At 28.1% G+C, this 11,964-nt stretch carries 11 protein-coding genes; 1 reads left to right on the top strand and 10 read right to left on the bottom strand.

Features of this window, described 5'->3' with window-relative positions; genetic code table 11:
* Positions 1 to 21 precede the first annotated feature (21 nt).
* From AB8B22_RS03415 to AB8B22_RS03385, 7 genes are all read right to left on the bottom strand, one after another.
* Positions 22 to 1,245: a chloride channel protein gene (locus AB8B22_RS03415; RefSeq protein ID WP_369711665.1), complete on the bottom strand. Its 1,224-nt coding sequence runs from the start codon at positions 1,243 to 1,245 to the stop codon at positions 22 to 24.
* Positions 1,246 to 1,423: 178 nt separating this feature from the next.
* Positions 1,424 to 2,059 (bottom strand): MliC family protein, encoded by a 636-nt coding sequence (locus AB8B22_RS03410; protein WP_369711664.1) that lies wholly within the window; start codon positions 2,057 to 2,059, stop codon positions 1,424 to 1,426.
* Between the two features lie 204 nt (positions 2,060 to 2,263).
* Entirely contained in the window at positions 2,264 to 3,652 is a 1,389-nt protein-coding gene (gene rlmD / locus AB8B22_RS03405) for a 23S rRNA (uracil(1939)-C(5))-methyltransferase RlmD (protein WP_369711663.1), read from the bottom strand.
* A gap of 71 nt (positions 3,653 to 3,723) precedes the next feature.
* Positions 3,724 to 4,992, bottom strand: a complete 1,269-nt coding sequence (locus tag AB8B22_RS03400; protein ID WP_369711662.1) for a M20 metallopeptidase family protein — start codon at positions 4,990 to 4,992, stop codon at positions 3,724 to 3,726.
* A gap of 335 nt (positions 4,993 to 5,327) precedes the next feature.
* Positions 5,328 to 6,167: a metal ABC transporter permease gene (locus AB8B22_RS03395; RefSeq protein ID WP_369711661.1), complete on the bottom strand. Its 840-nt coding sequence runs from the start codon at positions 6,165 to 6,167 to the stop codon at positions 5,328 to 5,330.
* A 128-nt stretch (positions 6,168 to 6,295) separates the two neighbouring features.
* Positions 6,296 to 7,000: a metal ABC transporter ATP-binding protein gene (locus AB8B22_RS03390; RefSeq protein ID WP_369711660.1), complete on the bottom strand. Its 705-nt coding sequence runs from the start codon at positions 6,998 to 7,000 to the stop codon at positions 6,296 to 6,298.
* 48 nt (positions 7,001 to 7,048) lie between these two features.
* Positions 7,049 to 7,966, bottom strand: coding sequence for a metal ABC transporter substrate-binding protein (locus tag AB8B22_RS03385; RefSeq protein ID WP_094079009.1), 918 nt, complete (start codon positions 7,964 to 7,966; stop codon positions 7,049 to 7,051).
* Positions 7,967 to 8,167: 201 nt separating this feature from the next.
* Between AB8B22_RS03385 and AB8B22_RS03380 the strand changes: the two genes are divergently transcribed.
* The gene (locus AB8B22_RS03380) at positions 8,168 to 9,229 is read left to right on the top strand and encodes a succinate dehydrogenase/fumarate reductase iron-sulfur subunit (RefSeq protein ID WP_369711659.1); all 1,062 of its coding nucleotides are present in this window, start codon (positions 8,168 to 8,170) and stop codon (positions 9,227 to 9,229) included.
* A gap of 73 nt (positions 9,230 to 9,302) precedes the next feature.
* Here the strand turns inward: AB8B22_RS03380 and AB8B22_RS03375 are convergent, their stop codons facing one another.
* From AB8B22_RS03375 to AB8B22_RS03365, 3 genes are all read right to left on the bottom strand, one after another.
* Complete coding sequence (locus AB8B22_RS03375; protein WP_314080652.1) at positions 9,303 to 10,097, bottom strand: viral A-type inclusion protein; 795 nt, start codon at positions 10,095 to 10,097, stop codon at positions 9,303 to 9,305.
* A 271-nt stretch (positions 10,098 to 10,368) separates the two neighbouring features.
* A complete protein-coding gene (gene speE, locus AB8B22_RS03370; protein ID WP_369711919.1) occupies positions 10,369 to 11,214 on the bottom strand; it encodes a polyamine aminopropyltransferase in 846 nt (281 codons plus the stop codon).
* A 53-nt stretch (positions 11,215 to 11,267) separates the two neighbouring features.
* A complete protein-coding gene (locus AB8B22_RS03365; RefSeq protein WP_369711658.1) occupies positions 11,268 to 11,795 on the bottom strand; it encodes a glycoside hydrolase family 108 protein in 528 nt (175 codons plus the stop codon).
* Positions 11,796 to 11,964: the final 169 nt, after the last annotated feature.

The raw sequence follows: 11,964 nt of genomic DNA, 5'->3' as shown, positions 1-11,964 counted from the left end.
ATTTTTAAATAATTTTTAATTTTATTCTTCAAAATAATTTTTTTGCAGTCCATAGGTTGATATTTTTCGGTTCACCAAATAAGCAAATACAACAATAATCACAAAATATGGCAAATTGCTAAACCCAAACACTTCTCCACCAATAAAAATTGGCGCTAGTAAAGTATTTGTCGCACTTCCAAATACACTTATATATCCCGCTGCTGCGACAAATTCAATTGGTAAACCAAAGAAAATAGCTATCACGGCTCCCAATGAGGCTCCAATTGAAAACAGCGGTGTCACTTCTCCCCCCTGAAATCCTGCAGATAACGTTAATGTCGTCAATATCAATTTAATTATCCAGTCATACATATAAACTTGTTTCCCCGAAAAACTATTTTCAATTAAATTCGTTCCAAGTCCAGTATATCGACCTTCATGCAGCATCAAAAATACTATACTTAACAAAATTCCAATAACAAAAATTCTGTAATAAGAATTTTTAATCTTTTCTGACAAATATTTCTTCAAAAAATTTTGTAAATAAACAAATAAATTTCCAACAATTCCAAAAATTATCCCTAAAATTGCAAATTTTACAAATGCCAAAGGCGTTACTGCAAAATTTGTATTTACAAAATGATTAAATTTTTCAAGTCCAAGAAAAGCGGAAGTCCAACTTGCAACAAATGAAGAAACAATTGCCGGAAGTAAAGCATACAGCTGCAAATTCCCCAATGTCAAGACTTCTAAAGCGAAGAATAGAGCTGCTATCGGAGTTTGGAATAATCCTCCAAAACCTGCTGCCATTCCTATCACTAAAAAAATCTTAGATTTATTTGGAAAGCCAAAATATTTTTTAAATTTATGAGAAATTGTTGCTCCCAACTGTACAGCAACCCCTTCACGCCCAGCACTTCCGCCAAACAAATGTGTAATCCAAGTTGCAATCGACACAATCGGAATAAGTCTCAAAGGAATCTTGTTTTCAGTCCCATGCCCAACTTCAAAAATTAGTCCCATGCCCTTACTCGTCTTTCCTGCAAATTTTTGATAAATAAAAACTATTAAAACTCCAGCCAAAGCCAAAAAAGGTACTAAACAATATAAATATTCTTTCCTAATATCTCCAATTAAAAGTAATCCTCTTCCAAAAATCATATCAATAACTCCAACAATAAGACCAATAATAATACCTACCGCCATCAATTTTAAATATAGAAAATATGAATGCTGATAGCTTTCTTTTATATTTTTTAACATATGACTTTCCTTTCTAAATTTATTAAGATAAGGTCTAATGACCTTTAACATCAAATTCCATTAAATTTTATCATATTTTCTTTAACTATAATAGTTTTATTTTAATTTTGAAATAAAAAAAAGCTGCTTAACACAATTGATAAAATCGTATAAACAGCTTTTTTATTTTTATTTTTGGCTATTCTTCAATTGAACCGTGTCCAGTACTTTTTAGAGTACAGTTTTTATCTTTTCCATTTTCTGTATAAATAGCTTCTTTTTCTTTTATTTGAATAGAAACATTTCCGTTGGAATATTTTTCTCCACTACCAGATACGGTAGAATCTAAGTTATATATAGTTCCATAACCATCAGCTAATTTTACTTTATCTGTTGAAAGATTTTCAACTGTTATATCTTGATAACTGTCACAACTGAATTTTCTCAACAAATTAGTTTTTTGATTTGAACTTCCATTATTTGAATTTTCATTACTTGTCAAATTACAGCTTTCATCATTTCCGTTTGATGTAAATACAGCATCATTTCCTTTTATTTGAATAGAAATTCCATTACCCTTATATTCTTCTCCACTAGCAGATCTTGTTAATTTCAAATTATAAACTTTTCCAGTATCATCTGTTAATCTAACTTTATTTGTAGAAAGATTTTCAACTGTCACGTTTCTACTGCTGCAGCTAAACTTTCTTGTCAAATTTTTAGAAGTTGCTGCAGTTTTTTTTCTTGATGATCTTGATATAGCTGAATATCCGATAGAAGCGATAGCCATCACTCCAATTAAAGTTGCTAAAATCATTTTTTTTGTTGATTTCATAATATTTCCTCGCTTTTCTTCAATTTTATTTTTTGAAATTTTTTTTAAATTTTTAAATATCTTACCTCCAAATTTCAGTATGAGTATACTCTACTTTACTTTGTTTACAATATTTAATTAATTATAATTTTAATAGTTTTTCAATATAAAAATCATATAATTTTTAAGATTTCTGCTTTTCAAAAAATTTTTTTTTAACCTTATTTATTCTGATCTTGTGAGCATTCCAACACACTCAATATGTGCCGTCTGAGGAAACATATCCACCGCAGTAATTTTCTCTAATTTATACCCCTTTTCAATCAAAAATTTACTATCTCTAGCAAAAGTCGCTGGATTACAAGAAATATAAACAATTTTTTCAATTTTATTTTTTACAACGCTTCTAAGTGCTTTTTCATCAATTCCTCTTCTAGGCGGGTCAAAAATTATTCCACTAATTTTTTCTTTTTTCAAAATTTCAGGTAAAATTTTTTCAACTTTTCCATTTAGTAAACTCACATGCTTCAATCCATTTTCTTCAATAGTCATATTTCCTGCAACAACCGAACTTTCAACACTTTCAATACCGATAACTTTTTTAACGTTTTTAGAAAGTATCATCGCAATCGTCCCAGTCCCAGAAAATGCATCAACCACAGTTCCTTTTTTATTTTCTCCAAAATATTCAATCGCTTTGTTGTACAATTTTATCGCCTGTCTTTTATTAATTTGGAAAAATGAATCTGGATAAATCTTAAATTTTATTCCTTCAATTTCCTCTTCCAAATAACTTTCACCAAAAATATGTCTACTTTCATCACCTAAAATCACATTATTCTGCTCTTTTTTCATTGAAATATAAACCGATTTCACTTCTTCATTCTCTTCGTACAATTTTTCCAAAACTTTAACCAAATTCTTATATTGGGAAGTTTTATTCACAACAACGACAACCATAACGTCATTTTTTTCATTATTTCTTACCATTATGTGTTTCAAAAATCCAGTATTATTAACTTCATTATAAACTTTAAATTCATTTTTCGTTCCATTAAAACTGTTTATTTCTTCCAAAAATTTATTTATTATTTTATCAGCAATTTCTGAACGTAACAGATTCTCCTTTGCTGTAAACACATTATGAGATTTTCTCGAATAAAATCCTGTCATAATTTTTCCATCTTTTTTATAAATTGGCTCTGCTATCTTGTTCCGATAATTTTTTTTACATTCACTCGCAATTATATCTTCCAAAATAACTTCTTTAAAATTTATCCCGCCAATCTTTGTCAAAACCTCTTTCAGCATCTCATTTTTATACTCCAGCTGCTTCTCGTATTTAAGCATTCCAAAATCACATCCGTCAAAATCTTCAAAACTTACTTTTGACAAATCTGCGATTCTATCTTTTGAAGGCTCAATTATCCGTGTAATAAGTCCTCTACCATAACTTTTTTTCAAAGAAATAATCTCGATTTCAAGCTTATCATAAGGTACACTCATTGGAACAAAAAATGTAAATCCATCAACCCTGCCAATTCCTTCGCCGCCAAATACAATTTTCTCAATTTCAATTTCCAATTTTTGACCAATTTTAAAATTTTTTCCCATTTCTTAATTTTTTTCTCCTAATTTTATAAATTATTTTTGTAATTCCAAAATAATTTTTTTTATATTTTCTGTTACTTTCTCAAATATTCCAAAATGTTTTTTAACTGCAGTCCAATTCCATATTTTATTGCTTCTTCATCTACATTAAATTTTGGATGATGTAAATCATAAATCATATTTTTAGTTTCATTTCTTGTTCCCAATCTAAAAAAACATCCAGGAATTTCATTCAAGAAATAACTCACATCTTCCACATCCATTCTAGCTTCTTTAATAGTCTCAAGTGCATCTTTCCCAAACAGATCAACAATATTTCCAGCAACAAAATCTGTCATTTTTTCATCATTAAGCACAGGTGCATAACCAAGTCTTATGCTAACTTCCACCTTTCCACCAAGGCTTTCTACAAAAATTGGCAAATCCCTCTCAATAGTTTCTTTTATAAAAAGTCTAGTCTCATTAGAAAGTGTTCTAATTGTCCCTAACATTTCCACTTTATCACAGACAATATTATTTGTTTCTCCACCTTTAAATGATCCAATCGTAATAACCGCACCCTCTCTAGGATCAATTCTTCTACTCACAATTGGCTGAAAAAATTCTAAAACTTTTGCTCCAATCAATATCGCATCAACTCCTTTATGTGGTAACGCCGCATGAGCTGAAACTCCATGAATAGTAGCTTTCAATTGTGCCGAACAAGCATGAGCCTTTCCAACTTTCACACCAATTTTCCCAGTCGGAATCTCAGGTGCCATATGAAGTGCAAAAAACGCATCAATCTTTCTGTCAGCACCTTTACTATTTTTCTCTTTATTCTCAAAATCGCTATTCCCAGTAGATCTTTTTTCAAATTTCAAAGCGCCACCTTTTATCATTCTATCAGCACCACCATTAGTTTCCTCCGCAGGTTGAAAGAAAAATCTCACAGTTCCATTCCACTTATCTTTATTTTTTGCCAAAACTTTCGCAACTCCCAATTGAATAGTTGTGTGAGTATCGTGCCCACAAGCGTGCATTTTCCCAAGATTTTTCGACTTATACTCCACATCATTTTCCTCAAAAATCGGCAATGCATCAATATCTGCCCTCGTCGCAACAGTATGATTTTTACCATTTTTCTTATCATCATTATAAATTGTCGCAACCACGCCAGTATTTATAATCTCAAAAAATTCAATATTATTTTTTGACAAAAATTCCTTAATTAGTTTACTCGTTTCAAATTCTTCATCCCCCAATTCAGGATTCATATGTATAGTTCTTCTAATTTTCACCATTTCATCATAAATTTTATCAACATTTTCTTTTATAAATTTATTTAATTCTTGTGAATTCATAGTTATCACTTCTTTCTCTTTTTGTTTCCTATATTATATTTGAAAAATCAAATAAAATCAATGTTTATTTGATTAATGGCTAAATAAACTTTTTTCAAAAAATTGTAATATTAAAATCAAACTTAAAAGCTATGGCTATTTACTCAAAACCTAAATTTATACAATTTCATTAGTTTAATTTTAAATTAGTTTGAATATATATTATAAGAAAATAAAAATAATTATAAAAAGCACCAAGATATTTTTTTCTCAGTGCTTTATTTTTTTATCTTTAAATTTAATAATAATCTATAACTATAATATTTTTAGTTTAAAATTTATTAAATTTACTCAATTTATCCAATTTTCTCTTTTACAAAAGCTCCTACTTTCACAATTAACATTATAACAATCAAAGCCACTATTATAGCTGGTCCTGATGGAATATTGAAAATATATGAGAATAATAATCCAAACAATATTCCTAAAAATGAGAATAATATTGACAAATATATTATTACACTGTATTTTCTTGCGATAATTGCCGCTGTTGCTTGTGGTATTGTTAAAATTGAGATTATTAAAATAATTCCAATTGTTTTTATATTTATAATAATCGCTGATGAAATTATTATAATCATAAAGTAATTTACAAACTTGACTGGTACGCCGTATAATTTATAAAAATTTTCATCAAAACTTGAATAAACTATTGCTTTGTAGAAAATTATGAAAAATATGATTGTAATAATGTCTAAAATTAGCAGCGAAATTATATTCATGCTATTTGACAGCAAAATATTTCCAAAAAGATAAGTTGACATATCTGCTTGATAGCCTGGTGTCATAAAGGAAAATATAATTCCAATCGCCATTCCAAACGACATCATTATTCCAATTCCCAAATCGCCATTTACACCAAAAAAGTCTTTCAGTATAAGTATCAATATTCCTGATAATATAGAAAATATTAATCCAAAAATCAATGGATCATTTAGCGGCAATTTGAAAAAATATATTAAATACACTCCAATTCCGATTCCACCATACGAAGCGTGACTGATACTCGACGATATGAACACCATTTTTTTATTTACAATATAGGTTCCTATTATCCCACAGCAGATGCTTGATAAAATACCCACAATAAGAGCATTTCTCATGAAAGCATAGTTAAAAATTTCTAAAAATTCCATTTTTCTCCCATTCTTTATGTATTTCCTTTTTTATAAAAATATTAGTATCTTTTTTATGACTCGTTACTTTTACTGTATTCTTACTGTTTTTGAAAAATCTATATTTTTAATAATCGTTAGCTAAAAATCTATATTTTATGATTATGAATGTGCCTGTGAGCAAATTCACTCTTGAAAAATTCATTTTTATCTTCAAAAATACGAATTTCTTCTTCCACAATAAAAATCGAATCGACATAACAGCATAATTTATCCAGTTCATGCGAAATTACAACAATCGTAGAATCCGATAATTGCTTTATTTTCTCATATAACTCAAACTCAAATTTTTTATCCAAAAAAGATTCAGGCTCATCCAAAAATAAAATTTCTGGCGATGATATTAAAGCTCTTGCAATCAAGGCTCTCTGTAACTGACCTCCAGAAACTTCGCTAATCAACTTATCTTTCAATTTTTCGATTTCAAATTCGGCAAGCAAGTCATTTGTCCTTTTTCTATCTTCTGCACTAAATTTTTTAAATAAATTCGACTTTTTTGTAAGTCCAGAAATCACTAAATCAAAAATATTAATAGGAAAAGAAGTATCAAACTCTCTAATTTGTGGCAAATATCCAATTTTATTCTTGTCAACATAGTAATCTATTTCTCCAGACTTTTTCTTCAAAAAGCCAAGCATCAATTTTACCAAAGTTGACTTTCCGCCACCATTTCTCCCAATTATTGCAACATTTTTTCCTTTATAAATATCCAGCGAAATATCACTCAGAATAGCATCTTTTCCATAATTAAAATTCAAATTTTTTACTGATATTAACTTTTTATTATTCTGCATCTTTTCCCCTTAATTTTGTAACTCTGTTTATTAATTACACAAAAACAATTATTGTAAGCTATCCACAAATTTTCTTAAATTTTCAAAAACATCTTCTTCATCTGTATTAAATGTTACAATCTTCGCATTCGGAATCTCTTTTGCAATAATGTCAATACTTTGTTTTGGAAATTGAGGTTGCACTAAAATAGTTGAAATTCCGTCTTCTTTTGCTTCACTTATTATTTCTTGAATTTGCTTAGCTGATGGTTCCTTACCTTCAGATTCAATCGCTTCTTCTTCGATTCCAGTTCCTTTCAAGAAATATTCCAAAGCTGGATGGTAAATCATAAAATGTTTTTTTGTTTTTTTAGACATTTTTTCTGAAATTTCTTTTTTAAATCCATCCAATTCTTTTATAAAATCATTATAATTTTTTTCAAATTTATCTTTTTGATTCGGATAAGTTTCAACCAATTTATTTTTTATATTTTCTGCAACTTTCGGCATCATTTCCAATGAAAACCAAACATGCGGATCAAACTTCCCATTATGTTCATGCTCGTCGTGATGATGTCCACCATGTTCGTCGTCATCGTGATCTTCCAAAAACAAATGCGGATCAATTCCATTTAAAACATTTAAAACTTTATTTTTATCATTAATCGCACTCGTAATTTTTTCCTCAAAATTTAAAGCATCATATGTAAAAAATAATTTAGATTTCTCAAGTCTTACCAAATCATCAGTTTTAGGCTCAAATAATTCATGATTCATATTCGGCTGAATTACAGAAATCACATTGTATTCTTTTCCTGCTATTTTTTGCACTACCCATTTTAATGGCGGAACACTTGCAACCAAAGTTTCTTTATCTTGATTTTTTGAAAAATTAACATTTTTTAAATCATTTTTCCCACTTTCAGTTTTATTTCCGCACGAAACGATAATCAATCCCGCCGCCAAAACAATAAAAAATTTCTTCATTTTCTTCTCCCTTCAAAACTTTGTTCTATAAATAAAATTTTACTACAAAACTTTTATAAAGTCAAATATTTATCTCAAAAAGTTTGACTAACAAACTATAATATGATAAAATATTAATAATTTTTTTCACTATTAATATAAAAACTTTGAACAAAGCATTAATGTGAACAAAATAAAAAATAAATTTATCGAAGGAGATATATGAGAAATTTTTTAAAATTAATTTTGTTAGGTTTAGCAGTTTCACAATTTGGAGCAGCAAATCAGGATTCATTAAAAAAAATTAGTTTTCAAAGTGAATGGAGAAACCGTTATACTGATAGGACAGGAGATGATGCAAACAACTTAGGAAATAAAGGATTTAAAGGCTCAAATAGAAACAGAAGCCGTTTTAGAAACACAACTTCAGGGACGATGAAATTATCCGATGAATTTGATATGGACGGAAACTTTAGAATTTTGAGAAACCAAGATATAATTTATGGAAAACCTAGTACAAGAACTTCGGAACATGAACTTTGGGAAACAGAGTTTTCACTTACAAAAAATTTAAAATTAAGAAATCTTGACACAAAATGGAACTTAGGCTGGGAAAATAAGACGAATAGACTAAGAGCCGAAAAAACAAGTGGAAGCTATAAAACTACAGGAGCTTCAAATGAAATCTATTTTGGACCTTCCTTCGACCTTAAATTATTTGGTCAAAAAATAGGAACTAGTTTACAATTGGCATATTTTGACATAAAAGATAATAAAACAGGCGATTATTATTTAACTGGAAGTAAATTGGCAAGAGGAAAAGGGGAAGGCTGGGGAATAAACCTTAATTTAAACAACTCGAATGACATTTTAAAAGGAAAATACGGAACTTTAAGCTACAGCATTAATTTACTAAATAAATTGAGAGATATAAGAGGAAAAATAGCTGCAACAAACGAAGAAGCAAAATCAAGCGTCTATTTAGACTATGTAACAAATTTAGTATACACAACCCCTTCATTTGCTGGATTTACAGCATTTGTCTCACCTGGAAACGAATATGAAAAACATACGGCAAAAACAGGATTTGACAACACATTTACAATTTGGACAGGTATTGGATATAAAAAATCGATTGAAACAAATGTTGGAACAATTACTCTTAATCCATCTGTAAAATATAGTGCACTTGAAAGATATACATACAAAACTAAAAACAATAAAAAAACAATTGAAAGAAATGAGTTGAGAACTGGAATAACAGTGAGTTTAGCGACAAAATAAAAAAAAATTAAAAAAAAACTATATCTAAAATTGATTTAATATTTTTTAGATATAGTTTAATTTTTTATTTATATTATTTAATATATTCTTTAGCAACTTCTTCTACATTATAATCTTTTGCAATTTGGTCAATTAAGCTATTTCTTTCCTGTACTGCTTTGTTATTCAATAAACCGTTTGCAATTTGCTGGTATGCGCTGTTTGGAGTTACATTTCCTAATTTTGCTTTTTCTTTTTCATAAATTTCTGTAATTTCTTCTTGAGTTACCTTTACATTTTTTCTAACTTGTAAATCTAGATAATAGTTGATATAAACATTGTCTTTAACAATTTCTAAATCTTTTTTATTTTTTTCTTCAAAGTTTTTTTCTTCCATTTTTTTAGCAATTATTTTTCCAACAATCAATGTTTTTAAAACTTCTGAATTTCCTTTAGAAAATAAAATTTCTTCTTTTGTAATTTCTACTTTATCTTCCATTTCTTGAACTAACTTGTCCAACTCTTCAGCTTCAAGAGTTGCAACTTGTTGATTCAATAAATCTCTTTGAATAATTTCTTTTGCTTGTGAAAATGAAATGTTTTGTGCATCAAAATTTGCTTTATTTTTAGTGTAAATTTCTGTAACATCATTTTCATTTACTACAATTTTATTTTCAATTAATTTTGCAATAAAAAATTTGTTTTTTTCATTTTTGTAGAAATAATCAAACTCTTCCTTTTCTTCATCTGTAAATTCATATTTTTTTGCTGTATCCAAAATTGCTTTATTAATTAAAAGATTTTTTATTCCTTCTTCATTTAAATCTTTTATTTCTTCATCAGTTAAAATCAATTTTGCTTTTTCAATCTCTTTTTCTTTTTTAGCCATTATATCTCCTAAATTTCTTATTTTTATTTTATTTTGTTATTTATTATTTTACACTATTTTAGAAAAAATTTCAAGATTTTTCTTTAATTTTATATTACTTTTCTAATTTTTTTCAAAAATGTATAAATACTGAGTTTTTAAATATTTATAAAAAATTTTATTTTAAAATCTAGATATATAAAGAAACTAATTATTATAAAATAATTAGGTAATTTCTTTAAATTCTATTGCTTTATCTTAATTTTTTGTTTTTTCAATAAATTTAAAATAATTATTCACTAATTAATTCCTTTACATAATTTGGAAGTGCAAAAGCTCCTTTATGAAGTTCTGTATTATAATATTTTGTCTTTATCCCAAAACTGTTCCAGATATCAGCTTTTAAGTCGGTTACTGGATTATATTTTTTTGAAGCGAATCCGAATAGCCAATGTCCTGACGGATATGTTGGAATATGCAACTGATAAACTGTCGCAAAGGGAAAAACAGCTTTTAACTGTTTATTTGCTCTTTTGGAAGCAATTGCATCAGCTTCGTAATAAGGACTCTCATGCTGATTTACAAGTATTCCATCGTCTTTTAACGCATTAAAACAATTCCCGTAAAATTCTCTTGTAAATAAATCTTCTCCAGGCCCAAAAGGATCTGTGGAATCGACAATTACAATATCATATTCATTATGTTTGGAACGGACAAATTTTAAACCATCTTCATAATAAATATTTACTCTTTTATCTTCTAATTTACAGGCAGTCGATGGCAAAAACTCCCGACACAGATCAACGACGGCTTTATCAATCTCAACCATATCTATTTTTTCAATGTGGTCATATTTTGCAAGCTCTCTTACTGTTCCACCGTCCCCAGCACCGATTACCAATATTTTTTTTGCATTTGGATTAACTGCCATTGGAACATGAGTTATCATTTCGTGGTAAATAAATTCATCTTTTTCTGTGAGCATCATAAATCCGTCTAATGTTAAAAATCTCCCAAACTCTTTCGATTCAAAAATATCTATTCTTTGAAATTCGCTTTTAAAACTAACTAGCTGTTTGTCAACTTTTATCGAAAAACGGACATTTTTCGTATGTTCTTCAGTATACCAAAGCTCCATAGTTTTTCCTTTCTTTTTTACTTTTTTTCTTGTTTTATTTTTTTTTTCATTTTTTAAACATTTTTCAAATAATTTTCTTTTCTTTTTACTCTGTTTAGCCATCCAGCCAAAAAGACTTTTTGCTTAGGATTGCTTTTAACAACTGCATTGTAATATTCAATTTGTAATTTATGATATTCTGCTAAAAATTTTTCAGAATTTACCAAATTTAAACATTTGACTGTCTGAAGACCTATTATTCCGTCGGCTGTTAAAACATTTTTTTCATAAACTTTATTTACAGCTTCCTGCGCTTTTTTTATTCCATATTTTCCAGAGTTTACGACAAAATCAAAAATACTAAGAGCCATTTTATCATTTTTAATTTTGTCAATTTTATAAGCTTTGTAATATTTCTTTTCATAAATTTTTTGTGCAAGAGCTTTTGTCAAATCTGTCATTTCTCCTTTGTATCCATAACTTCTGGCAGTTTCTTTTGTTATTCCGTATTTTGTTTCACCGCCTTTGTCATCAGGATGATTGGAATAGTTCCCTTCTATAAATAAAAGATAGTCAAAAAATTTATTAAATCTGTCAATCATTTGATATCACTTCCTTTTTTATTTTATTTTTCTCGCTCTTCTTTTCTCCTTCTTCTTTTTTATTTTTGATTTTTTCTTATTTCTGACTTATTACTTTTTATTTTATAAACTATTTTTCTACAACTACATTTATTTTGTCAACATGCATATCTTCAGTTCCAGTTAAAAG

Source organism: Leptotrichia rugosa, from assembly GCF_041200005.1.
In the GTDB taxonomy this organism is placed as follows: domain Bacteria; phylum Fusobacteriota; class Fusobacteriia; order Fusobacteriales; family Leptotrichiaceae; genus Leptotrichia; species Leptotrichia rugosa.
The sequence above is the reverse complement of the archived record's forward strand: the minus strand, read 5'-3'. Positions and strand labels throughout refer to the sequence as shown.